The 26,741-nt window shown below is 34.2% G+C and carries 20 protein-coding genes; 17 read left to right on the forward strand and 3 right to left on the reverse strand.

Going from position 1 to position 26,741, the window contains the following annotated elements; translation table 11 throughout:
* The first annotated feature begins 36 nt into the window (after nucleotides 1-36).
* From dprA to FC70_RS08440, 4 genes are all read left to right on the forward strand, one after another.
* On the forward strand, nucleotides 37-897 hold the full coding sequence (gene dprA, locus FC70_RS08425) for a DNA-processing protein DprA (RefSeq protein WP_057890554.1): 861 nt from the start codon (nucleotides 37-39) through the stop codon (nucleotides 895-897).
* An 81-nt stretch (nucleotides 898-978) separates the two neighbouring features.
* Nucleotides 979-3,096: a type I DNA topoisomerase gene (gene topA / locus FC70_RS08430; protein ID WP_057890555.1), complete on the forward strand. Its 2,118-nt coding sequence runs from the start codon at nucleotides 979-981 to the stop codon at nucleotides 3,094-3,096.
* Nucleotides 3,097-3,151: 55 nt separating this feature from the next.
* Nucleotides 3,152-4,066, forward strand: a complete 915-nt coding sequence (xerC, locus tag FC70_RS08435; RefSeq protein WP_057890556.1) for a tyrosine recombinase XerC — start codon at nucleotides 3,152-3,154, stop codon at nucleotides 4,064-4,066.
* Between the two features lies 1 nt (nucleotide 4,067).
* On the forward strand, nucleotides 4,068-4,946 hold the full coding sequence (locus FC70_RS08440; protein WP_057890557.1) for an aldose 1-epimerase family protein: 879 nt from the start codon (nucleotides 4,068-4,070) through the stop codon (nucleotides 4,944-4,946).
* A 61-nt stretch (nucleotides 4,947-5,007) separates the two neighbouring features.
* Here FC70_RS08440 and plsY read toward each other — a convergent pair whose 3' ends face one another.
* Complete coding sequence (gene plsY / locus FC70_RS08445) at nucleotides 5,008-5,619, reverse strand: glycerol-3-phosphate 1-O-acyltransferase PlsY (protein ID WP_057890558.1); 612 nt, start codon at nucleotides 5,617-5,619, stop codon at nucleotides 5,008-5,010.
* 236 nt (nucleotides 5,620-5,855) lie between these two features.
* On the opposite strand from plsY, the gene parE reads away from it, so the two are divergent.
* From parE to FC70_RS08510, 13 genes are all read left to right on the forward strand, one after another.
* On the forward strand, nucleotides 5,856-7,967 hold the full coding sequence (parE, locus tag FC70_RS08450) for a DNA topoisomerase IV subunit B (RefSeq protein WP_057890559.1): 2,112 nt from the start codon (nucleotides 5,856-5,858) through the stop codon (nucleotides 7,965-7,967).
* Nucleotides 7,968-7,987: 20 nt separating this feature from the next.
* Nucleotides 7,988-10,435: a DNA topoisomerase IV subunit A gene (gene parC, locus FC70_RS08455; RefSeq protein ID WP_083478690.1), complete on the forward strand. Its 2,448-nt coding sequence runs from the start codon at nucleotides 7,988-7,990 to the stop codon at nucleotides 10,433-10,435.
* Between the two features lie 186 nt (nucleotides 10,436-10,621).
* Nucleotides 10,622-11,641: a LysR family transcriptional regulator gene (locus tag FC70_RS08460; protein WP_057890560.1), complete on the forward strand. Its 1,020-nt coding sequence runs from the start codon at nucleotides 10,622-10,624 to the stop codon at nucleotides 11,639-11,641.
* A gap of 19 nt (nucleotides 11,642-11,660) precedes the next feature.
* The gene (locus FC70_RS08465; RefSeq protein WP_057890561.1) at nucleotides 11,661-12,590 is read left to right on the forward strand and encodes a manganese-dependent inorganic pyrophosphatase; all 930 of its coding nucleotides are present in this window, start codon (nucleotides 11,661-11,663) and stop codon (nucleotides 12,588-12,590) included.
* 139 nt (nucleotides 12,591-12,729) lie between these two features.
* Nucleotides 12,730-13,248, forward strand: a complete 519-nt coding sequence (gene msrA, locus FC70_RS08470; protein WP_057890562.1) for a peptide-methionine (S)-S-oxide reductase MsrA — start codon at nucleotides 12,730-12,732, stop codon at nucleotides 13,246-13,248.
* Nucleotides 13,249-13,271: 23 nt separating this feature from the next.
* Nucleotides 13,272-14,123 (forward strand): sulfite exporter TauE/SafE family protein, encoded by an 852-nt coding sequence (locus FC70_RS08475; RefSeq protein ID WP_057890563.1) that lies wholly within the window; start codon nucleotides 13,272-13,274, stop codon nucleotides 14,121-14,123.
* On the forward strand, nucleotides 14,123-14,506 hold the full coding sequence (locus tag FC70_RS08480; protein WP_057890564.1) for a DUF1634 domain-containing protein: 384 nt from the start codon (nucleotides 14,123-14,125) through the stop codon (nucleotides 14,504-14,506). The genes FC70_RS08475 and FC70_RS08480 overlap by 1 nt, the downstream gene beginning before the upstream one ends.
* A gap of 23 nt (nucleotides 14,507-14,529) precedes the next feature.
* Entirely contained in the window at nucleotides 14,530-15,363 is an 834-nt protein-coding gene (locus FC70_RS08485; RefSeq protein WP_057890565.1) for an aldo/keto reductase, read from the forward strand.
* 27 nt (nucleotides 15,364-15,390) lie between these two features.
* The gene (locus tag FC70_RS08490; RefSeq protein ID WP_057890566.1) at nucleotides 15,391-16,368 is read left to right on the forward strand and encodes a LacI family DNA-binding transcriptional regulator; all 978 of its coding nucleotides are present in this window, start codon (nucleotides 15,391-15,393) and stop codon (nucleotides 16,366-16,368) included.
* A 169-nt stretch (nucleotides 16,369-16,537) separates the two neighbouring features.
* Nucleotides 16,538-17,899 carry an SLC45 family MFS transporter gene (locus FC70_RS08495; RefSeq protein WP_057890567.1) on the forward strand — a complete coding sequence of 454 codons (1,362 nt, stop codon included), beginning with the start codon at nucleotides 16,538-16,540 and terminating at the stop codon, nucleotides 17,897-17,899.
* A gap of 26 nt (nucleotides 17,900-17,925) precedes the next feature.
* Entirely contained in the window at nucleotides 17,926-20,181 is a 2,256-nt protein-coding gene (locus FC70_RS08500; RefSeq protein ID WP_057890568.1) for a glycoside hydrolase family 65 protein, read from the forward strand.
* Nucleotides 20,182-20,303: 122 nt separating this feature from the next.
* On the forward strand, nucleotides 20,304-20,978 hold the full coding sequence (pgmB, locus tag FC70_RS08505; RefSeq protein WP_057890569.1) for a beta-phosphoglucomutase: 675 nt from the start codon (nucleotides 20,304-20,306) through the stop codon (nucleotides 20,976-20,978).
* Between the two features lie 466 nt (nucleotides 20,979-21,444).
* Complete coding sequence (locus FC70_RS08510) at nucleotides 21,445-24,939, forward strand: MucBP domain-containing protein (RefSeq protein WP_057890570.1); 3,495 nt, start codon at nucleotides 21,445-21,447, stop codon at nucleotides 24,937-24,939.
* A 294-nt stretch (nucleotides 24,940-25,233) separates the two neighbouring features.
* Here the strand turns inward: FC70_RS08510 and FC70_RS08515 are convergent, their stop codons facing one another.
* A complete protein-coding gene (locus FC70_RS08515) occupies nucleotides 25,234-26,103 on the reverse strand; it encodes a DegV family protein (RefSeq protein ID WP_057890571.1) in 870 nt (289 codons plus the stop codon).
* A 78-nt stretch (nucleotides 26,104-26,181) separates the two neighbouring features.
* The gene (locus tag FC70_RS08520) at nucleotides 26,182-26,613 is read right to left on the reverse strand and encodes a MarR family winged helix-turn-helix transcriptional regulator (protein ID WP_057890572.1); all 432 of its coding nucleotides are present in this window, start codon (nucleotides 26,611-26,613) and stop codon (nucleotides 26,182-26,184) included.
* Nucleotides 26,614-26,741 lie beyond the last annotated feature (128 nt).

A 26,741-nucleotide genomic window follows, 5' to 3' on the forward strand; every position in this document is an offset into this window, starting at 1 on the left:
CTTCTTACATCGTATTTATTATGTAGGAGGTTTTTTATGTTAAAAAAATTATTTTTGTTAAAGATTCATTTGTGTAAAGGAATCGGAATGATGACGGAACAAAAACTTTTCATAGCTTTTAAATACAGTTTGTATAATACAAGCATTTTGGAATGTTGCCAATTAGCCGGTTTATCAGTAAAGATTACAGAAAAAATATTAACTAATTGGAACACACAAGAACTGGCTGATGACGTTCAGCGTCATTGGTTGGAATGCCAGTTTATTACGATTTTAGATGATGACTATCCAGAACAATTAAAGGAAATTTATTGTTCACCCATCGTTATTTTCTATCGCGGGAAAAAAGAATTATTAAATACCAAAATATTGGGAGTGGTTGGTGCAAGAAAAAGTACAACGTATGGTAAACAAGTATTGAATGAAATTCTACCGTCAATCGTTGATAAATCAATTACAATTGTTAGTGGCTTAGCAACTGGTATTGATGGAATTAGTCATCAAATTACACTTAATAACGATGGTAATACAATTGGTGTAATAGGGACTGGAATCGATATCGTTTATCCACGAATGCATCAAAACTTACAAAGCCAAATGGAATGCGAAGGATTAGTAATTTCCGAATACCCACTTGGAACTCAACCATACCGATCACATTTTCCAGAAAGAAATCGAATTATTGCAGGCTTAAGTGAAACTTTATTAGTTGTTGAAGCAAAAACTAAAAGTGGTAGTCTAATTACTGCTAATTTAGCATTGCAAGAAAACCGCAATGTGTGTGCAATACCAGGGAAAATCACGGATCCATTTTCATCAGGTTGTAATGAGTTAATTGCGGCAGGGGCGAAGCCAATTTTATCGGTAAATGATGTGTTAAATGAGTTTTTGATTTGACAATCGTTTTTTTCTGAAATATGATGTTTTGTGTTTGATACATCGTATTAATGAAGAAAAGATATGTTAGGAGCATTATTAATGCCAACAAAATCAGCAACTAAACCAAAAAAAACAACAAAGAAACGCGCTAAGGTTAAAAAGAATCTTGTGATTGTTGAATCACCTTCCAAAGCCAAAACAATTGAAAAGTATTTAGGTAGTAGTTATAAAGTTGTAGCTAGTATCGGTCATATTCGTGATTTACCTAAAAGTCGCATGGCCGTTGACTTTGAAAATGATTATGAACCAGAATATATTTCAATTCGTGGTAAAGGTGATATTATCAAGTCACTCCGTAAAGATGCTAAAAATGCCAAAGCTGTTTATCTTGCATCTGATCCGGATCGCGAAGGTGAAGCAATTGCTTGGCACGTGTCTAATATTCTAAAACTTGAACCAGATGAAATTCATCGGGTAACGTTTAATGAAATCACTAAAGAGGCTGTTAAAGAAGCCTTTAAAGAACCACGCGGTATTGATATGGATTTGGTTGATGCTCAACAAGCCCGTCGGATTTTAGACCGAATTGTTGGATATTCAATTAGTCCTATTCTATGGAAGAAAGTTAAAAAAGGTCTCAGTGCGGGACGAGTACAATCAATTGCCTTAAAGTTAATTATTGATCGTGAAAATGAAATTAAAGCTTTTAATCCAGTTGAATATTGGACGATTGATTCTAAGTTTAAAAAAGGTCGAACAAAATTTGATGCTGCATTTTATGGCGTTAATGGTAAAAAACAAGACTTAGGTGACAATGAAGCTGTTCAAGATATTTTAGGAAAACTTGATCGTAATGGTGATTTTGAAATTACTGACGTTACTAAAAAGGAACGTAAACGTAATCCACAACCACCATTTACTACTTCAACTATGCAACAAGATGCTAACCGAAAGTTAAGTTTTAGAACACGTAAAACAATGATGGCCGCTCAACAATTGTATGAAGGAATTAATATTGGCAAGGGCGGATCTATTGGTCTAATCACTTATATGCGGACCGATTCAACGCGAATTTCTAATGGTGCTAAGCACGAAGCCTCAACTTTTATTCATGAAAAATACGGCGCAGAATATGCAGCTACCAAGCCGGTTAAAGGTAAGCTAGCTGAAGGTGCACAAGACGCTCATGAGGCAATCAGACCTACTTCGGTAATGAGAACTCCTGCTGATATGAAAGACTTTTTGTCTAATGATCAGTACAAGTTGTATAACCTAATTTGGTCGCGATTTGTGGCTAGTCAAATGACACCACAAGTAACTGATACAATGTCAGTTACAATTTCTCAAAATAATGTTGATTTCCGGGCTAATGGCTCTAAAGTTAAATTTACTGGTTTCACAACTATTTACAATAATGGTAATGAGAAAGACAATATTTTGCCCGAGTTAAGTACTGGAGATATGGTTCAATTAGCTCAAACTGATCCAAGTCAACACTTTACTCAGCCGCCAGCAAGATATTCTGAAGCTAACTTAATTAAGGCGTTAGAAGAAAATGGGGTTGGACGACCATCAACGTATGCTCCAACCTTAGATACAATTCAACGTCGTTATTACGTTAAAATTGTTTCAAAACGCTTCGAGCCAACTGAACTTGGTGAAATTGTTAATAAAATTATCATCGAACAATTTCCAGATATCGTTGATGTCAAGTTTACGGCTAAAGTTGAAGGCGAACTTGATGAAGTTGAATTAGGTAAGGAAAAATGGGTCAAGGTTATTGATCAATTTTACAAACCATTCGCTAAAGAGGTTTCGGTTGCTGAAGAAGAAGTCGAAAAAATTGAAATTAAAGATGAATTAGCTGGGATTGATTGCGATATTTGTGGAGCTCCATTAGTTGTTAAAATGGGTAAGTATGGTAAATTCTTTGCCTGTTCCCGTTTCCCAAACTGTCGTAATACTAAAGCAATCGTTAAAGATACTGGAATTACTTGTCCAACATGTCATGAAGGTACAATTGTTGAACGTAAGTCTAAAAAGAATCGTGTATTCTTTGGCTGCTCGCGTTATCCAGACTGTGATTTTGTATCATGGGATCGACCAATCGGCCGTGATTGTCCTAAAGATGGTCATTACTTGGTTGAGAAAAAAGTTAAAGGTGGCAAACAAGTTATTTGTCCAAATGGCGATTACGAAGAAGAAATCCAGAAATAATATATTTGAAATTGTCCTCATTCTCTGCTATCGTGCAGTCATGGGGGCTTTTTGTATGAGCAAAAATTTAGAAGAATTATTTTTACAATATCTTAAAGTAGAGCGACAATATTCAAGTGACACGATTGTCGCTTATCAAGAAGATATGCAAGACTTCAGCCAATTTTTAACCGATAATGGTGGAATGAAAAAATGGATAGCAATTGATAAATTAGATGTTCAAGTCTATCTATCCTATTTAAATGATCAACACTATGCTAGGAATACCATTTCTCGACGTATTTCAAGTCTTCGATCTTTTTTTAATTTCTTGACTAGAAATGAGCTAGCAACTAAAAATCCATTTGAAAATATTGTTTTAAAAAAACATCAAAATCATTTACCTCGTTTTTTTTATGAACAAGAGATGAATGCATTATTTGAAGCAGCTAAAGGAACTGGGAAACCGCTAGACATTCGTAACGAGGCTATATTAGAATTACTATATGGTACAGGAATGCGGGTGAGTGAGTGTACAGGTCTAACGTTAGGACAAATTGATTTTGCTACCCATATGATTTTAGTACGTGGTAAGGGTGATAAAGAACGTTACGTAATGTTTGGTAGTTATGCGGAACAAGCGCTAATTAAATATTTTGAAGCTTGTCGGACGCCACTAATGGCCAAATATAACCACGAACATCAGATTGTATTTATTAACCAACATGGCGAACCGATTACTCCAACTGGAGTAGAATATGTCTTGAATCAAGTAATTAAAAAGAGTAGTCTAACTGCAGATATTCATCCCCATATGTTACGGCACACGTTTGCCACACACATGTTAAATAATGGGGCTGATTTACGGACAGTACAAGAGTTATTAGGTCACTCAAGTCTGTCAACCACACAGATTTATACCCATGTAACAACCGAACATTTACAAAGTGATTATCAAAAATTTTTCCCACGGGCAAAAAAGGAGAACTAATATGATTACACTAGATAATGGCAATTTAACCGTTAAGATTGATGAACAAGGGGCACAGTTACGAAATATCTTTTGTCCTGAAACGCAAATTGAGTACTTATGGCAAGCTGATCCAAAGTTTTGGGGTAGAACATCACCAATTCTTTTTCCGATCGTTGGTCGGCTAAAAGATAACAAATATACATATCAAAATGAATCATTCGAGATGGAACAACACGGATTTGCGCGCGATGCTAACTTTACAGTTGTTGATCATAAAGATACGTATGTCATTTTTGAATTAAAAAGTAATGCAGAAACATTAGCAATGTATCCATTTGAATTTGAACTTCGGGTAGCATATGAATTAACTGATGATAATCAAGTCACGGTTAATTTTGTGGTATCAAATCATAGTGAATTTGAAATGTTGTATTCAATAGGTGCCCATCCAGGATTTAATGTACCTTTGACTGCAGATGATACTTTTGAAACGACTAATGTTAGTGTGGAACCAAATTGTAAGTTTGCACAAATTCCTTTAGTTGGACCATATAATGACGCTAAAAATCCTAAAACCTTAGATTTTACTCAACATTTAAACCTGGATCATGAATTATTTAAGCAAGATGCATTAATTTTAGATTTGCAAAAACAACCGGTTCAAATAAAGTTACAAGGAACTAATTCTGAACATGGGGTAAATGTTAATGTTGATCAAGCACCATACACGGGTATTTGGTCACCTTATCCGGTTGAATCACCATTTGTTTGTATCGAACCATGGTGGGGCATTGCGGATAGTATTGATACTAATCAACGAATAGAAGATAAAATGGCGATGAATAAATTATTACCATCAGCTAGTGAAGAACATGGATATTCAATCTCGGTATTCTAAATAAAAAAGGTTATGGATTTAAAACTATTTATAGTTTTAAATCCATAACCTTTTTAAATTATTATTGATGTTTATTACGTAAGTAGTTACCTAAGCCAAATGGCACCATGGATTCAGTCCCAGTTACAATTCGTTTAAAGTTACCACGATGTCGTAAAATTACTACAATTGATAGAAAACTAGCAATGATTGCAAAAATCCAATCTTGCATGACAATAGCCACAATTGCTGTAATCGTAATACCTAAAACGCTAGCGACGCTTGCCATACTAGACAAACAAAGTGTGATAATAAAAATTGAACTAGCCATTAAAAATAGTAACGGGTTATAAGCGAGTAAAATACCAGCACTGGTTGCTACAGCTTTACCACCTTTGAAGTGATCAAAAATTGAAAAGGTGTGTCCTAGAGAAGCAAAAACCCCAATTAATAAAGGATTAATATCACTACCAATTATAAGTGGCTGACTAGCTGCCAGGGTTCCTTTTAAAATATCGATTAACAAAACGGCAACGCCAGCTTTTTTACCGAAAACTCTAAATGTATTCGTTGTACCACTATTTCCGCTACCTTCATTATGAATATCAACATTAAAAAAAATCTTTCCGATCCATACCCCTGATGGAATTGATCCAATTAGGTAGGCGATAACTATCATTATTGCTATTTGCATTATTAAATTACTCCTTCAAATTCGTCCTGTTAATTCTATCATTTCAAACGGCATTTGAAAAATATTTTTACAAAATATGGTAATCAATTAGAAAATAGTTGTAACTTAGGGGTAGTTTGTTTTATCATCAGAATTGGTATTTAAAAATTTGGTCAAGCATTTAGACCGAAAAACAGATATAATTAAATGTGTTATTACTCGAAATCTAATTTCGAAGTCGCAAGGAGTCTTTTACATTGGCAAAAAATAAATATGATGATTCTTCAATTCAAGTACTAGAAGGATTAGAAGCGGTTCGAAAACGACCAGGAATGTATATAGGTTCAACTGATGCACGGGGATTGCATCATTTAGTTTACGAAATTGTTGATAATGCAGTTGATGAAGCATTATCTGGTTTTGGTGACGAAATCAATGTCATTATTGAAGCTGATAACTCAATTACCGTTCAAGATCATGGACGCGGTATGCCAGTTGGAATGCATGCATCTGGTGTACCGACTGCCGAAGTTATTATGACAGTTTTACATGCAGGTGGTAAATTTGGCCAGGCAGATGGATATAAAACGTCTGGTGGATTACATGGTGTTGGGGCATCTGTAGTTAATGCACTTTCGACACATGTGACGCTTAAAATTGTTCGTGATGGAATCGAATATGAAGAGCAATTTGCAAATGGTGGACATCCAGTAGGAACCTTAGAAAAATTAGGAACTACCAAAAAGCCTAATGGGACAATGGTTACTTTTAAACCAGATAGCTCAATTTTTTCAACAATTGTTTATAATTATGGGATTTTATCTGAACGATTACGAGAATCTGCTTTCTTACTAAAAGGAATTAAAATTACTTTAACTGACAAACGAGCTGGTCAAGAAAAACAAGATATTTTCTTGTTTGATGATGGAATTAAGGCTTTTGTTAATTATCTAAATGAAGATAAAGACGTTTTAGGTGATGTTTTATACTTTGATGGTATGAGTGAAGGCGTTGAAGTTGAAGTTGAAGTTGCTGCACAATACAATGATGGATATTCTGAAAATGTACTGTCATTTGTTAACAACGTGCGAACACCAGATGGTGGAACACATGAAGCTGGGATGCGGTCTGCTTGGACGAAGGCTTTTAATGAATATGCCCGTAAAGTAGGTCTATTAAAGGAAAAAGATAAAAACCTTGAAGGTAGCGATGTTCGTGAAGGACTTTCAGCGGTTATTTCGGTTAGAATTCCAGAAAATATTTTACAATTTGAGGGTCAAACTAAAGACAAATTAGGTACTCCGGAAGCTCGTAAGATTGTTGATACAGTTGTTAATGAGCAATTGGGCTACACTTTGATGGAAAATGGCGAATTTGCACAAATGCTGATTCGTAAATCATTAAAGGCTCGTGAAGCTCGTGAAGCGGCTAGAAAAGCTCGTGATTTGTCACGTACTGGTAAGAAAAAAGGTAAAAAAGATGGGCTCTTATCTGGTAAGTTAACGCCAGCGCAATCTAAAAATGCGGCTAAAAATGAATTATTCTTAGTCGAAGGGGATTCTGCCGGTGGGTCAGCAAAACAAGGCCGAGATCGTAAATTCCAAGCCATTTTACCATTACGTGGTAAAGTACTGAATACTGAAAAAGCCAAGCTTGATGATGTGATGAAGAATGAAGAATTAAATACTATCATTTATACGGTTGGTGCGGGTGCTGGATCGGAATTTAATCCAGATGATTCAAATTATGACAAAATTATTATCATGACTGATGCGGATGATGATGGGGCTCATATTCAAATTTTATTATTGACCTTCTTTTATAAATATATGCGTCCGATGATTGATGCTGGTAAAATTTATATCGCCTTACCACCACTATATAAATTACAAAAAGGTACCGGTGCTAAGACTAAGATTGCATATGCTTGGACTAATGAAGAGCTTGATACGGTCTCAAAGGATTTTGGTAAAGGCGGTAGTTTACAACGATTTAAAGGTCTAGGGGAAATGAATGCGGATCAATTATGGGATACCACCATGGATCCTGATACTCGGACACTGATTCGGGTCAGAATTGATGATGCTTCATTAGCTGAACGCCGAGTAACTACTTTAATGGGTGATAAAGTTGAACCACGTCGTAAATGGATTGAAGATAATGTTCAATTTACTTTAGAAGAAGCTGGAAGTATTCTTGATAAAACGCAAGAAAAAGCAAATGACAAAGCTGAAGCAGTTGAAGTGGAAACAATTGAAAAAGATTTAACTGAAAATCAAAATAAAGATTCTGTAAAATCAGAGCCAACTATCACCACATGGGATAATAAAGACGATGATGAAGGACAGCTTGATTTATTTAACGAGTAATTTTAAGTGAGGTAACGTTTGTGAGTGGAACGAAAATTGAGGAATTAACCTTAGAAGATGTGATGGGTGACCGTTTTGGCCGTTATTCGAAATCAATCATTCAAGAACGTGCATTGCCAGATATTCGTGATGGACTAAAACCAGTTCAACGACGAATTTTATTTGCGATGAATAAAGATGGTAACACTTATGATAAAGGCTTCCGTAAAGCTGCTAAGTCAGTCGGTAATATCATGGGTAATTTTCATCCGCATGGTGATAGTTCGATCTATGAAGCTCAAGTTCGATTGAGTCAGGATTGGAAATTACGTGCGCCGTTAGTTGAAATGCATGGAAACAACGGATCAATGGATGGTGATCCACCTGCAGCTATGCGTTATACAGAAGCGCGATTGAGTAAAATATCTGGCTTAATGTTGCAAGATATTGAAAAAGACACTGTTGAAATGGTATTGAATTTTGATGATACTGAAAATGAACCAACCGTCTTACCATCAAGAATTCCTAACTTATTAGTTAATGGATCAACAGGAATTTCAGCAGGTTATGCGACGGATATTCCACCTCATAATTTGGGTGAAGTAGTTGATGGCTTAATTTATATGCTTAATCATCCCAACGTGACCCTTGATAAGATAATGGAATTTATTCCGGCACCTGATTTTCCAACGGGCGGAATTATTCAAGGTATTGATGGCGTAAAAAAAGCATATGAAAATGGTCGTGGCAAGATTGTAGTTCGTTCAAAAACCAATATTGTAGAGTTAAAGGGTGGTAAGTCACAAATTAATGTGACTGAAATTCCTTATGAAGTAAATAAAGCTCAACTGGTAAAACGAATTGATGAAATGCGAATCAATAAAAAGGTTGAAGGTATTGCTGAAGTTCGTGATGAATCAGATCGTAATGGACTATCAATTGCCATTGAATTAAAACGCGAAGCTAATCAAGAAGGTGTTTTGAATTTCTTATTCAAAAATACTGATTTACAGGTTAACTATAATTTTAATATGGTTGCAATTGATAATATGACTCCAAAACGAGTTGGAATTTTACGAATGTTATCAGCTTATCTTGAATTCCGAAAAGAAGTCATTATTAAGCGAACTAAATTCGACTTAAATAAAGCTCAAAATCGGATGCACATCGTTGAAGGCTTAATTAAAGCTTTATCAATTTTAGATCAAATTATTACCACCATTCGAGCAAGTAATAATCGTAAAGATGCTAAGCAAAACTTGATTGATCAATTTCAATTTACTGAAGCTCAAGCTGAAGCAATCGTTACGTTACAGTTATATCGTTTATCAAATACAGATGTGACTGAGCTTGAGGATGAACAAGCAAAATTACAAGCTTCGATTGTTAAGTTTAAATTGATTATTGGTGATGAAAAAGAATTATTTAAAGTTCTTAAGCAAGAATTATTAGAAGTTAAAAAAGAATTTGGAACCCCACGTTTGTCTGAAGTGCAATCAGAAGTATCCGAGTTAAAAATTGATACAAAGGTACTGGTACCAGATGAAGATGTAATTGTGATGGTTTCGAAAGATGGTTATATCAAACGTAGTAGTGTCAGATCATTTACTGCTACTGGTGAAGAAGAAAATGGGTTAAAGACCGATGATTATCCAATCCTATTAGAGAAATCTAATACTTTATCCCATTTATTCTTATTCACAAATAAAGGTCATTTAATCTATCGACCAGTTTATGAAATTTCAGATGCAAAGTGGAAAGATACTGGCGAACATATTTCTCAATCTATCGGTTTAGATAACGATGAAAATATTATCGAAGCGATGACCTTTAAAACGTTAGATGAAAGTGGCCAATTCATTGTGGCTACTGATGATGGTTATATTAAACAAACAATGTTTAAAGATTATTTGCCTGGTCGAACATACAAAAATCATCCAAGCGTGTATATTAAACTGAAATCAGAAGATGCTCGAGTTACATCAATAATCTATCGTTCAGTTTCAACTGATAATGAGACTGTTCTGTTAATGAGTTATAACGGATTAGCACTGCGCTTTGATGTTACTGAAGTTCCAGTGAATGGAGCCCGCACATCTGGGGTTAAATCAATGGGACTAAAAGATGATGATCAAGTCGTTAATATGCAAATTGTTAAAGACAATGATAATGTCGCGATTATTACAACCCGTGGAGCCTTTAAGGCAATGAAACTGGAAGAAATACCAGTTACTTCACGTGCTCGAAAGGGTGTTTTAATTTTAAGAGAATTAAAGAGTAGTCCACATCGAGTAGCTGATTTTATTGCTTATGAACCTGATTTTAAGGGAGCATTTGATATCATCACTAATCGACCAACTGTTCAAGAAGTATTATCTGAAGAACATGGATTAGGTTCACGATACTCTAATGGATCATTTATTTTAGACGTTGAAACACAAGGTATTCCAGTCACAATTCGTCAAAAATCATTGGAATTAGTACTTTAAGAATTTCTTTAACAAATTAACACAAAAAAGTTAAATTTTATTCATTAATTTATCTGTTAGTTAGGATAATATAATAATGAATATATGGACTTTATTCTTTGTATTATGAAAACTAATCATTTATAATGATTGGTAGTTATGAATGATGAAGTTAAATTTTAGCTTATATTGAAAGGATTTATTTGTATGGAGAATAGTCGTGGAGTACGCCCCAAAAAGACACAACAAGAAAATATTTTTGCATCAAAAAGTTTGAGTTATTTTTTACAATTAACTCAGACAATGAATTACACACAGGCCGCTCAGATTCTTGGGATAACTCAGCCAGCGTTAACGCAACAAATCAAAAAGCTTGAGAGAATCGTTGGTGCACCCTTGTTTTATTCAGTTGGAAAACGCCTTCGTTTGTCTGAAGCAGGATACACAATGCTACAAACGACTAATCAAGTTTATTCATTACTAAATAAAGCAGCCGATGAAATTCAACAAACCACTAGTGAAAATCATGGTGAGATTCATTTAGGAATTTTATCGTCAATTGAGTCACAAGTTTTTGAAGACTTTGTGATTGATTATTATAAAGAAAATCCTGATATTAAAGTTAGTATTCACATGTTGACACGTCGTGAAATCTGGGCTGCATTAGAGTCTAATCAAATTGATTTAGCCATTATGTATATTCCAGATGCAAGTATAAAAAATTGGAAACCGTATGATTCAAAAGTCATTATGACTGAGAATTTATTATTGATTCACAATAATGAAAAACTTGCTGGCAAGTCAAAAATTAAATTGTCTCGGTTAGATGATCGCAAGTGGGTAACTTACCCAGTTGGATTTTATTTAAATGATGTAATTAGTGATGCATATAAAACTGAAATGGTTGCAACACCTGACGTTGCAGCACGATTTACTCAACCAGCACAAATTTATCATTTCTTAAAAGCAACTGATACGTATACAGCATTACCAGAAAGTTATATTATGTCACGATCAGATCGTGATGAAATTATGACGGCTAATTTTGAACCTAAAATTAAATTTGATTTAGCATTTGTTTATCGAACTGAAAAGAAAGATATTCCACGGATTGATAAATTCTTGACGGAATTTAGTAATTATCTTGAAGACCGTGATTATTTTAAACGTTTAGATGACATTGTTGCTAAAAAAATTCAGAATTCTGATAATGACTACAATAACTAAAAAGGAAGTTTAAAATCTTATGAGTAAAGAATTAGTTTTTGGACATCAAAATCCCGATACAGATGCAATTGTTGCTGCAAAGGCATTTTCATACCTTCAAAATGAAATTGGCTATGATACTGAACCAGTTATGCTTGGTGAAGCTAATGCTGAAACTAAATTTGCTTTTAACCATTTTGGTGAAGAATTACCCCGTATTATTACGACGGCAGCTGATGAAGTTAATTCAGTAATGTTAGTTGACCATAACGAAGCTCCACAAAGTGTAAGTGATATCGCTGATGTTGAAGTAACTCATGTAGTTGATCATCACCGGATTGCTGATTTTGCAACAGCAGGTCCAGTTTGGTATACAGCTCGTCCTGTAGGATGTACAAGTACTATCATTCTAGATTTATTTATTGAAAATGATATTGAAATTCCAGTTAAGTTGGCTGGATTGATGGCTTCCGCAATCATTTCTGACACGTTATTATTAAAGTCACCTACAACGACTGATTTTGATATTAATGCATTAGAAACACTTGCTAAGATTGCTAAGATTGATTCAGAAAATTATGGTCTTGATTTATTAAAGGCTGGTACCGATCTTGATAGTAAATCAGATTTACAATTAGTTGATGGTGATGCTAAAACATTTGAACTTGGTGGTAAGAAATTACGGATTGGACAAGTTAATACTGTTGACTTAGACGACGTTTTTGCTCGTCGTGAAGCATTAGTTACAACCATGAAAGCTGAAATTAATAGTAACGGCTATGATATGTTCTTATTGCTAGCAACTAATATTTTAAACAGTGATTCAAAATTATTAGCAGTTGGTGAACCTAAAGAAACTGTTGCTGCCGCATTTGGTAAAAAGTTTGATACAGATAATACAATGAGTCTTCCAGGAGTGGTATCACGTAAGAAACAAGTGGTGCCTCCATTGACCGATGCATTTGCATAAACTATAAATTTAGTACTCAGTTTAGTCTGAGTGCTTTTTTTATGTCTATATTAATTTAAGTATTAGTTTCATATGATTAATAAAAAGTGATAATTATGATAGAATATAGGCAGGATTTTATTAAAAGGAGGTACATCAAATGGCTGAAGAAAAGGCAATATTTGCAGGTGGCTGTTTTTGGTGCATGGTTGAACCATTTGACTCGCAACCAGGAATCATAAAAGTTTTATCTGGATATACCGGAGGACATACGATTAACCCAACGTATGAAGAAGTTAGTAGTAATAATACTGGCCATACTGAAGCAGTTGAGATTACTTTTGACCCAAAGTTAATTTCTTATCGTCAATTAGTTGAAATTTATTGGCAACAAACTGATCCAACTGACGCAATGGGACAATTTCAAGATCGTGGTGATAATTATCGTCCAGTTATTTTTGTTAATAATGATCAACAAAAACAAATTGCGATTGAATCTAGACAAAATTTAATTGATAATAATCCATTTGATAGTGAAATTGTAACTACAATTGAAGATGCTAAACCATTTTATGCAGCTGAAGATTATCACCAAGATTTTTATAAAAAGAGTCCAGAACGACATGCAATTACAGGTGCACAGCGTAAAGCATTTATTCATGATAATTGGAGTAAATAAGAGATAGGGAAGAGGAAGACGTTTTGGTTCAAACAGCTTTTATATTACTACTTGTAGGAATTGCTGCAGGTACACTAGGTTCTTTACTTGGAATTGGTGGTGGAATGATTGTTACCCCAGTTTTAACAGTTTTTATGGGATTACCAATTCAATATGCGATTGGTGCAAGTATTATTGCGGTCATTGCAACCAGTTCTGGTGCAACGATTGCTTATTTACGTGATGATTTAATTAATTTACGGGTAGCAATGTTTTTAGAAATTGCAACTACTGTAGGAGCAATTAGTGGTGCTTTAATTGCGGGAATTATTCATCCATTATGGTTAGAAACTATTTTCGGACTATTCTTACTATATCAATGTTTTAATATGGTTAAAAAATTACGAGGCAAAGGTAAAAAAGCGGATGCTACAAATGTGCAACCAGATGTTTTATCAACGCAACTAAAATTAAATGGTTCATATCATGATAAAGTTACGATGGAAAAAGTTGATTACGAAGTAACCCATGTTAAAGGTGGCTTTGCAATGATGTATGGAGCTGGTTTAGCTAGTGGATTACTTGGAATTGGTAGCGGTGTTTTTAAAGTGATTGCGATGGATTCAATTATGGAAATGCCACTTAAACCGTCAAGTGCTACTAGTAACCTAATGATGGGTGTTACCGCTGCAGCAAGTGCTACCGTTTATTTTTTCAATGGAGCAATTAAGCCTGAAATTGCCGCACCTTTAGCCATTGGAATTTTAATGGGGGCCGCAATTGGAACCCGGATTATGCCTAGAATCCAGTCTCGAATGTTACGAATGATTTTTGTTCCGATTTTATTAATTATGGGAATTCAAATGTTTCTTAAAGGATTCGGGGTGGGCTTCTAATGAAAAATTCAGGTGAAGAAATAAAAAAAGCAGAAATGCAAAAAGTAGAAATTATTATTGGTAAAGTAATGCAGGTTGGTGTTTTTGTTGCAGCAACCGTAATGATTATTGGTATTTTAATATTATTTGTTTCAGGTAATTCTGGTTATGAAGGTAATGTTCATCCACATGACTTTAATTCGATCATCTCTGGTGTATTATCACTAAAATCATATGCAATTATTATGAGTGGCTTGTTCCTTTTGATTCTTACACCGGTCCTTCGAGTTGTTGTTTCGATATATGCCTTTGTTGTTGCTGGAGATAAGTTATATGTATGGATTACAACTGCAGTACTAATTATTCTTATAATTGCAATGGTAATTGGTATGTATGGTATCTAATCAAATTAAAAGGAGTCTTAATAATGGAAAATTCAATTAAGTTAAGTGATGGTAGTCTAATTCCACGAGTAGGTTTTGGAACATATTTATTAAATGGTTATACTGGTGTCAACGCAATTAGTAGTGCTTTAAATAATGGATACCGTTTTTTAGATTCTGCATTTAATTATGATAATGAAGCCGTGGTTGGCGAAGCGATTCGCCGAAGTGATGTGTCTAGAGATGAAATAACAGTTCTATCAAAGCTACCAGGACGATTTCACAAGTATGAACAGGCAATCCAAGCAATTCAAGAATCAGTGTTACGTACAGGTTTAGATTACATTGACCTATATTTGATTCATTGGCCAAATCCAAATCAGAAACTTTACGTAGAGGCATGGCAAGCCTTAATTGATGCTCAAAAATTTGGTTTAGTTAAATCGATTGGGGTATCGAATTTTTTACCAGAACATTTAGAGAAATTAGAGTTAGAAACTGGAATTTTACCAGTTGTAAATGAAATTGAACTACAACCATATTTTAATAATAGTGATTTAAGAAATTATAATGCTAGCAAAGGAATTATCACCATTGATTGGAGTCCATTGGGACGAGCTAATGAAATGTTAAAAGATCAAACAATTGGAACGATTGCAGCAGCACATAACAAAACGATTGCCCAAGTAATCTTACGTTGGGAACTACAGCTTGATACAATTACCGTTCCTAAGGCAACTAGCCAATCACGTCAATTGGAAAATCTAAATGTTTTTGATTTCGAATTAACTCCAGCAGAAATGCAAACTATTAATACATTAACAAGAGCCGATGGTCGAACATCAAATCAGGATCCAGCTGTACATGAAGAATTTTAATGAGCAGTGTGGCGAAAAAGGGTAAACATGATAACAATTCAAGATATTGCTAATAAAGCTGGCGTTTCAATTTCTACCGTTTCTCGGGCATTAGACAATTCAACGCGAATTAGTTTAGTTACTCGGAAGCGAATTCAAGCTTTAGCTCAAGATATGGGTTATACACCTAATTTTGCGGCAAAAAATTTAATGGCTGATGAAAGTAATACAGTCGGTGTTGTTTTCCAACCACAAAATAGTAAAATTTCGGGTAATGATTTTGTGTTGCATGAATTATTTGGCATTAATCAACAACTACAATCATTTAATTATTTGTTAGCAACGGCAACGGGAAATTCATGGGGTGAAGTTTTTGAGTCAGTTAAAACCATGGTTCAAGCTGGTAAAGTTCGACGGTTTATTTTACTATATACCACAGAACATGATCCAATTACTCAACTGTTAAAGGAATTTAAGGCAAGAGTAGTAGTCACTGGTGAACCACAAGCTAACACGCAAACCTTATACGTGGACAATGATAATTTTAATGCCAGTAAACAAGCGACGGAGTTAATAACAAACCATTTTAAATTAAACCATCCGATTTTCATTCGTACGCAGGGTAATTGGTTATTTGAAGATAATCGTGAATTAGGATTTAAGTCAGTTTGGCCAACCGCGCAAGTACTAAAATTATCAGAATCATTTTCTGATCAAAAACAGCAATTAAAAGAATACTTTGAACAACATCCTGAAGTTGATGGCATTGTGGCAAGTGATGATAAGATTGCTTTGTTAGCCCAATTGCAAGGAGAGATGTATTTAAAATCTCACCCGCAACTACCAACAATTGGGTTTAACGCCTCCGAATATGTACAATTAAGTAAAGCAAATTTTTATTCGGTTGATGTTCAGCCTGATATTTTAGGGGTTGAATCAGTCAAATTATTATTCAATGATAAATGTAGTGATAGTAATTTAAATAATATTATGGTGCCATATAAACTACCTAAAATAAATAATTAAAGTATTATGTAAGGTTTAAGAGAAATGTTTGATGTCTCTTAAACTTTTTTAATACAAATAAAAAGTTTTTTGCGCAAGCGCTTGCGCAATTAAAAAAAGTAGGTTATCCTTATTTCTGTAATCGGTTACATAAATATATTAGTTTATTACTCAAGAAGGAGTCGAACTCATGGATGAAACAAAGAAAAAAAAGGGTATAGGTTTACCTGATTTACCCAAAAGTACAATTTGGATGTTAAGTATTGGTTTTTTGGGTGTTCAAATGGCGTTCTCACTGCAATCATCACAAATGTCACGAATTTTTCAAACTTTAGGTGCTGATCCAACTAAACTTGGATTCTTCTTTATTTTGCCACCATTGGCTGGATTGTTTGTTCAACCATTAGTTGGGTATTATTCAGATAGAACTTGGTCAAAGCGATTTGGACGACGTATGCCATATCTTCTAATTGGGGCAATTGTTTCGGTTATTGTTATGATTTTATTGCCTAATTCTGGTAGTTTTGGTTTTTCAACGTTTGCAGCACTTTGGTTTGGTGCTATTACTATTCTATTTATGGATTTGAGTTCAAATGTTGCTATGCAGCCATTCAAGATGGTAGTTGGAGATATGGTTAATGAAAAGCAAAAATCATATGCTTATTCAATTCAATCATTCTTATCAAATACTGGTTCAGTGCTGGCAACAATTTTCCCATACTTTTTGACAACAATTGGGGTTGCTAACATAGCTAATAAAGGTCAATTACCAGCATCTGTTATTATTTCATTTTATGTAGGTGCAATTGTTTTAGTTATTTTCTCATTAATTTCTGTATTCTCTGTACATGAATATGATGATGCAACTTATGCACTTTATCATGGCGTTGCGTTAAATGATACAAGTGAACCACATGTAGGAATCTTTAGTTTGTTAAAACGTGCACCAAAGACATTTTGGATGGTTGCGTTGACACAATTCTTCTGCTGGATGGCTTTCCAATATCTTTGGACTTACGGAACAGGTACAGTTGCTGAAAATATCTATCACACAACTAACGCAGCTTCACAGGCATTCCAAGATGGTGGTAACTGGTATGGTGTTATGTCTGCTGTTTATGCTATTTCTGCCGTTGTTTGGTCATTAGTACTATCAAAAATTCCAGCTAACCATAATAAACTTGGTTATGCATTATCATTATTCGTTGGGGCTTTTGGATTTATCTCAGTGTTCTTTGTTACAAATAAATGGGTCTTAGTATTCTCATTCATTTTAATTGGTATTTCATGGGCAGGTATGATGGCTTATCCATTTATTATGGTTACTAATTCATTAAATGGTGATCATATGGGAACTTATCTTGGACTATTCAATGGATCGATTTGTTTACCACAAATTGTTGCCTCAGTTGCATCATTTGCAATTTACCCATTATTAGGTTCAGAAATGAAGTCAATGATTCTATTAGCTGGTATTTTAATGCTTATTGGTGCAATTTCAGTTTTTGCAATTAAAGAAATTGATGGTGTAAATGCTAATGTAGCAGATTAATCTTTATTGATTAAAGGAGAAATTATATGAAACGAACTTTTGAAGTTAATCCGTGGACACTTACAACTCACGACTTAAATCCAACTGATAAGCGATTGCAAGAATCAATTACATCACTTGGTAATGAATATATGGGTATGCGAGGAATGTTTGAAGAACAATATTCTGGTGATACGCATCAAGGAATTTACGTTGGGGGAGTTTGGTTTCCAGATAAAACACGAGTTGGTTGGTGGAAAAATGGTTATCCATTGTATTTTGGAAAGGCCATTAATGCTTTAAACTTTATGAAAGCTAATATTTATGTTGATGGTAAACAAATTGATTTAGCTGTTACGAAGCCAGATGATTTTGAAATTTCATTAGACATGCAAAAAGGAACTTTAAAACGAACATTTAGTATTTATGGTGTGAAATTTATTGTTACCCGTCTAATTTCAGCAGCTACAAAAGAATTGGCTGATCTATACTATGAAATTTCATCAACCGATGGCAATGCTCATAGCGTTAAATATGATGCGTCAATTGATGCTAATGTCGTTAATGAAGATTCAAACTACGATGAAAAATTTTGGCAAGTATTGAGTAATGATACGGAAAGTGATTCCTCATACGTAAGTACTCAAACAATTCCAAATGATTTTGGCGTTCCACAATTTACAGTAGTTGCTCGACAAGGATTTGTTGGTGGTAATAAAACCAATCAAACAAAAACTGATGATCAAGTAACGGATACTTTTGAAATTAAAGTAACAACAAACAAAGTATCAACCTTTGAAAAACGTGTTATTGTAACTACTTCGCGTGATTATGATAGTAATGAAGCTACTATTGATGCAAGTTCAAAACTTCTATCACAAATAGCTAGTGCTAACTATCAGGATATTTATGCAGCTCACATAGCTGAATGGGGTAAACGTTGGGAAAAAGCTGACGTCCAAATTGAGGGTGACGACGCTGCTCAACAAGGAATTCGATTTAATTTATTCCATTTATTCTCAACTTACTATGGTAATGATCCTCGACTTAACATTGGTCCAAAAGGATTTACCGGTGAAAAGTATGGTGGGGCAACTTATTGGGATACTGAAGCTTTTGCAATTCCAGTGTATCTAGGTGTTGCAGATCCTAAAGTAACACGCTCGTTACTACAGTATCGTTTTGAACAATTAGATGGGGCTAAACATAATGCTAAACAACAAGATTTAGCTGGTGCTCTCTATCCAATGGTTACTTTTGATGGAATTGAATCGCATAATGAATGGGAAATAACGTTTGAAGAAATTCATCGTAACTCAACTATTGCATATGCAATTTATAATTATACTAACATCACTGGTGATCGTGATTGGATCGAAGGTGATGGTGCTCAGGTACTCTATAACATTGCTCGTTTTTGGGCAGATCGTGTTCACTACTCAGCTCGTAAAGATAAGTTTATGATTCATGGTGTGACGGGCCCTAACGAGTATGAAAATAATGTAAATAATAATTTTTATACAAACTGGATGGCTAAATGGGTATTACAATACTCTATTGATAATTACCCAACCGTTAACGATGACGAAAAAGGTAAGCTAGGAATTACACCTGATGAGTTAACTCATTGGCAAGAAATTGCTAATAAGATGTATTTGCCACAAGCTGATGTTGAAATTAATGGTGAAATAAAACATATTTTTGAACAAAACGATACATTCTTAGATAAAGAATTAATTCCAGCCGCTGATTTGGATCCAAAAATTCGTCCAATTAATCAACACTGGTCGTGGGATCGAATTTTACGTTCACCTTATATCAAGCAATCTGATACGTTGCATGCCATGTTCTACTTCCCAGATGCATTCACGGAAGAAGAAAAGCGAAACAACTTTGAATTTTACGAACCATTAACAGTACATGAATCTTCACTATCTCCTTCAGTGCATTCAATTTTAGCCGCTGATTTGAAGATGGAAGATAAAGCAGTTGAAATGTATGAACGAGCTGCTCGTCTTGATTTAGATAATTATAATAATGATACTGCAGATGGATTGCATATCACTGCAATGACAGGATCTTGGTTATCAATTGTTCAAGGATTTGCTGGTATGAGAGTTCGAGATGGTAAACTGCATTTAGCCCCATTTTTACCATCGAAGTGGACAGAATACTCATTCCGCTTGGTATTCCGTGGACATGTACTTGAAGTTCATGTCAATCAAAAGGGAACAGAAATTGAATTGATTTCTGGTGATTCATTAGTAATTGACTTGAATGGTACGGATCAAAAATTAGATTAATTAAAAATAGCGGACGCCGCATTTGGTGGCCGCTATTGTAATTGAAAAGTTATAAGAGACTAGTTGATTAGAAGATTACTGAATAGGGAACAGTAATAATAAAAAGGAAGAAGGACATAGTAATGACTAAATTTAGTGATATTAAAGGCTTTGCATTTGATTTAGATGGTGTAATTGCAGATACAGCCAGATTTCATGGACAAGCTTGGCATCAAACTGCTGATGAAGTTGGAACAACATGGACTGAAGAACTTGCAGAATCATTAAAGGGAATTAGTCGCATGGACTCGTTACAATTAATTTTGGATCATGGTGATCATGCAGATTCATTTAGCGAGAAAGATAAAGAACTATTAGCTACTAAAAAGAATCTAAATTATCAAAAATTAATTGAAACATTAACACCTGAAGATATTTTGCCAGGTATGTTAGAATTTATCCGTTCAGCTGATGATAATGGTTATAAAATGTCGATTGCATCAGCATCAAAAAATGCACCTTTAATTTTGAAACAATTAGGATTAACCGAATATTTTGTTGGTATTGTTGATCCTGCAACATTACATGCAGGTAAACCAGATCCTGAAATCTTTGTTAGAGCAGCAGAAGTTTTAGGTTTAGCACCAACTGCAGTAATTGGGTTAGAAGATTCGTCAGCTGGAATTGATTCTATTAATGGTGCTGGTCAAGTATCACTTGGAATTGGTGATGATAAAGTATTAAGCAAAGCAACATTAAACTTTAAGCAAACCAGCTTAGTTACGTTGGAAAATATTAAGAATAAGATGACTAATTAAGAAAAGGTATCATAGTATATAACAATATTATGATACCTTTTTTAATTTGTATAAATTTACATTTTATTTATATTTATTAAATTAAATAATGAAAAATGACATGTAATCTAAACAAGGATTAATCTTATATACTAATGTGACAAAATATCAAGGTATTACTAATTTAACTGGATTATGACTAGGGGAGACTGATAAATTTGTTGATGAGATAGAAAAAGTAAAAATTCAAGTTGATTTCGTTATCCCACGTGACAATACAGTGTCTAATTTACTTTAAATAATATCAATATAATAATCCTTAATGTAATTCTCTAATGATAGCTAAGTTGAAATCTATTTTTAGCTTCTTGTGTTCGGTTTTATTTATGGTATATTCTAGGTGTGACTAAAAAATTAGTAGGAGGTTTTTTGGCTTTTTTTCTGTTATATGCTAAATGTAATTAAAACTTTGGAGGAGGTTTTTTTAATGGATTTATATGCATTACAATTCAAAAAAGCGATCACAATTGTTGCGGTATCAGCAATTGCATTTTCACAAGTTCAGATTGGAGCTGTTTTAGCCAGTGCTGAGGGGTCAACACAAAATAAAACAGAAACCACTGCAGCAAAACAAGTTCGGAGTGGTGATACACATGCGGACTTTTCATTGGAAGCTCAAAAAACAACGATTGAATCGGGTCAGTTAGCAAATTTCAATCTCTATCTTAAAATTTCTGGTAAGGATACTGTCTATAACAATGTAGATATTGTAATCACACTTCCTGAAAATTTAAGTGAAAATCTTGTATTTGATAAAACATCACTTTCAGATATGGCTTTAAATGGTGTAACGCCAACCTATGATGAGACTTCTGGAAAATTGACGTATCATTATGATCAAATTAAAGGTGGTACATCTGATAAAACAGTGCTGAAAATTGATACAAATAATGGCGGAACACTACCCGGAGAAACATTAAAGGTTCATGGAACATTTACAGGAACTAACGGGGAAGGTGCCGTTGAAAATTATTCAGGTAATAGTGAAGTTTCAATTACTTCTAATAATAATTTAGGAATTACAAACAAACAAACAAGCATTGAAGGTACTAAAAATGAATCACCTGACAAGGGCGATATTGTTAATTATAGCGTCGGTGTTAGTGCACCAAAAAAATCATCGGGATCTCTTTACGTTAAAGAAGGAACTGTGGTTAAAGTTACTTACCGATTAGATAAAAATTTTGAATATGTTGGCATTAAAGAAACAAATGCCAAACAACCAACTGTTGTTGGAAACACTTTGACTTGGGAATATACCGCACCGAGCTATGCTGAGCAAAAAGCAACGAATGGTAATTTTTTTGAAAAAGATCTCACCGTTCAAGCAAAAGTTAAAGACTCTGCGGTTTATTATGATAAGAATGGGCTAGTAAATATTGCAAGCGCTTCCGCGGAATTTATTGATGGTTCTTCAAGTGCAACCCAACCGGTGAATTCTAAAACATATGTAATTCCCAATAATCCTGATGATGCTCCGGCACCATTAAAAGGATCAAACTTTCCAACAAACCATAAAGCGCCAGCCGATGGTAATGGTAATGTGGCATCTGCTAAAGAAGGAGATAAAGACATTCAAGTTTCAGATGATGCTTATTTAGGGTTTGGATTGGATTTAACTCCAGCTTCAGCTGGATCTGCAACTATCGGATTTAATTATTATAATTTAGTGTATAAAATTGATTCTCATTTAAATTTTGAGAATTTCTGGACAGGAACTCCTTATTATATGCCAAATTCATCATTGCCAACTTATATGCCACAAAAGAAAACACCTGTATATGCATTTAATGTTAAGTATATGAATGACAATGGCCAGGAAGATGCCAATTGGACAACACTTAAAATGAGTATGGATCCTGGTAAAACATATACTAAAAAACAGCTTGGTATTCCGGAAGGAAAAAAAGTATCGCAAATTTGGTTATGGTTCCATCGAGCAGACTACACTAAAGTGCCTGCTACACCAGCGGAAGCCAATAACTTTAATTATATTGATGATGATGGAAACCGAATTATGGATATGGCTCCAGCAGGTATTTATGAATATGATATGCGTGTGAATACAACTGTTGAAAAAGGTTATCTTGGACAAGTCGCTAATCACATGGATTTAACTTTCTATGGGTATGATTGGGAAGGATATATGCGAGATGTAAGTTATGATCCCGGTAATACTTGGAGTGACGAGTTTCCTGGTAGTGATGCTAATAATGTTACTTGGCGTGAACGTGTGGCTGATCGTCATGTTGAAATTACAAAACCAGATGAAGGTAAAAATAAATTGGTTCAAGGAACAGTTGCCTTTGAAAATCAAGTTGGTAATATGACAAACACAGGTGAAAATACTGTTTTGACCACGGTTAAAAATAATAAAGCATCAAGTGCTGCATTAACGGGCCCATTTGTGAATTATGTATTACTTCCAACCGGAGTAAAATTTAAAGCAAGTGTGGATCCAAAGAATGCCATAGCAACTGTTGCAGATGAAAACTACCAAGGAACAGGTCGTCAATTAATTAAAGTTGCTATGACTACTGAAATTATCACAGCTAATAAATATGCTTATGGTGAATTTACAGTTGATATTGAAAAAAATGCTCCTAATAATCTAGATCTAAAATTAACAGGTACAACTGGCGATGAAAAATATATTGCACCAGATCCAAGTTCATCAACACCACTTTTAACAGATACTGTCGTTGAATCGGATAAAGATGATATTAATGGTGATGGTAATGTCGAACAACTTGTGTTTAAATCTGGTAATGCCTATGTGCTTAATAAGGGAGAACATCTCTCTGTTAATACAACTGTAAAAGGTGATAAAGATAGTAAATATGGTCAGATGGCCAATGTAACAACAGGAGATAAAGCAAATTATCGTTTAACACTTGATAATGATACGGACGATAAAGTTACTTCGTTAAATATCTTAAATGTTTTACCAACTGTTGGGGACACAAATGTCTTAGATGGTGAAGCACGTAACTCAGCTTATGTTATGAAAATGACAAAAGCTATTACTTTGCCAAAAGCATGGCAAGATAAAGTAGATGTTTATTACACGACTGCGGCAAATCCAAAGCGTACTGGAACAATTGATGCGGATACAACTTATCCAACTGGAGCAACAAAAGTTATTGATCCCGTTGGGGCAGAAGAAGCAACCTGGGTAAACGCTGATCAAGTTAAAGATTGGTCTACTATACATGCTTTTAAAATAGTAATGAAAGATGGAGTGGAATGGGTTCAAGGTAAAGGCGTAGAAATTAACTTTGATTTACAAGCCCCAGAAGCAAATGAGATTACTGACCCATCATTTATTATTAACAAACCTGCTTCTCAAAATGTATCAACAAAATTGAATGGAAAAGATGCAAGTGCACTAGTATCATCAACACATTCTGTTGATACTATCGCTGTTGCTTCTAACCATTTACAACCAACTGAAAGTGCTGCGATGTTAACTCAATTAATTCGTAAGTCAGCACCAGTTACAGCTAAATATGTCGATGAAGATGGTAATAAAATTGCTAAATCTGAAACGTTAACAGGTTATGTTGGCGATGCATATAAAACAGAACAAAAGAAAATTTCTGGATATTCGTTTGACAAAGTAACTGGTAAAACAAACGGTGAATTTAGTGATGTACCAGTAACAGTCACTTATGTATATGAGAAGGATAAGACTAGTGTTGTTACACCACCAACTAACACTGAAAAGCCAACACCACCAACTAACCATGAAAAACCGGTAGTTTCAGATAAAAAAGAAGAAACTAAAAAAACGAAACTGTCTACTAAATTCTTACCACAAACTGATGAGCAGGTTTCAGTAGTTGCTGTAACTTTATCAGTAGTTGGAGTGATTCTTTTATCCGTTTTAGTTTTATTAAGATTAAGAAAACGTCATTTATAAAATATAGATTTTATAAAAATTAAGTTGTTTACAAAATAATTGATGTGAACCTTATTAAAGTTTTAATTGAATAATCTTAATTAGTTAGGCAGTCAGTTGCCACTCAAAATCGAGTGGTGATTGATTGCCTAATTTATTTTAAATATAATCAGTATTTATGATATTAGTTACTTTAGTTATCTACTTTGTATAATATATATTATGTAAACTAGATTATAAAAATAAGTCATTAGATTAAAAATGTACGAAAAACCCATACCCTGTCTTTACAAGGTATGGGTTAAATTATAATTGCTATTCCTTAATTGTATCACGTATCCAAGCTAAAGCTAATGCTTTTTCACCTAAATGTGTTCCAATAACCGGCCCAAAATAACTAATTTCAAAATCAATATCTGGATATCCTAGAGCAAGCTTATCACGCCACTTGATTGCAGCAGCTTCATCATTGGCATGAATGATAATAGCTTTAACTGGATATCTTAATTTACTAACTTGTTCACCAAATAGTTCTTCTACACGTGCCAATGCTTTCTTTGTCGATCTAACTTTTTCAAACGCTTGGATTTCGTGTGATGGTGTATTCATAGTGAGCAATGGTTTAATCTTTAAAATTGAACCGATAAATGCTGATGCATTTGATAAGCGACCACCACGAACTAAATTTTGTAAATCATCAACCACAAAGATGTTATTAACAGTTTCTCTAAGACTATCAATGCGAACAAGAATATCATCTGCACTTAATCCTGTCTTAACAAGTCTTGCAGCTTCTAAAACAAGATATCCCATCAATTTAACAGTTACATGTGAATCATATGGAATAACCCTAATTTCGTCTTTAACTTCTTCAGCAACTTGATTCAAACTTCCAAGTAAACCAGATAAAGAACTAGAAAGATGAATACTGATGACAGTGTCATACCCTTCTTTAGCAAGGTTACGATATAGTTCAATCATTTCGCCTAATGGTGGCTGCGAAGTACTTGGAAAAGATGAAGATGATCTTAGCTTTTCGTAGAATTCTTCTGTCCCAATATCGATACCTTCATTATAGCTTTTACCGTCAATAATCACAGGAATGGGTACTATTTTTATGTTATTAGCTTCAACTTCCTTAGGATCTAGGTAAGCTGTACTGTCAGTAACAACAGCAATTTTCATTAAATCGTCCTCCACTTATTACTTAAAAGTCTATACTAGCACAAAAAATAGTCGAGAACCAATATCACGACTATTTTATCACTTTTCAGTTTTACTCAAAATTCGATTGATACTCTTATCAAGACGATTAAGAAGAATTTGTAATAGATTACTTTCTTCGTCGGTCCATCGATCAAAAATTTGATTAGTTAATGCAGTATAGGCTTTATTGATACGTTCTACAGATGCTATACCTAAATCAGTTACATTATAAATTAATTGGCGTTTATCTCGACCAGTTTGAGTTTTAGCAACCATTTCTTTGGCCTCGATGTGTTTTAATTGACGACTTAAAGTTGATGTATCGAGTCCTGTAGTCTTTGAAAGTATTTCTTGAGTTTCATTACCATCAATGATCTGGACTAATAGTTGCCATTCAGCAATGGTTAGATTAACTTGTTTGGTGATACTTAGTAATGCACTTTTATGATTTTTTGAAATATCACGTAACGCCGATAGACTATCTTTCATTTAATTCACCTGCTAAATTTAATTACTATTTGTATTATACAATATCCAAATTGTAATGTACAAGTATTTTCTTTAAAGAATCTTAACTTTTGTATTACAAGCTAAATAACTGTATACTTATTAATATT

Source organism: Paucilactobacillus oligofermentans DSM 15707 = LMG 22743 (assembly GCF_001434315.1).
Taxonomy (GTDB): domain Bacteria; phylum Bacillota; class Bacilli; order Lactobacillales; family Lactobacillaceae; genus Paucilactobacillus; species Paucilactobacillus oligofermentans.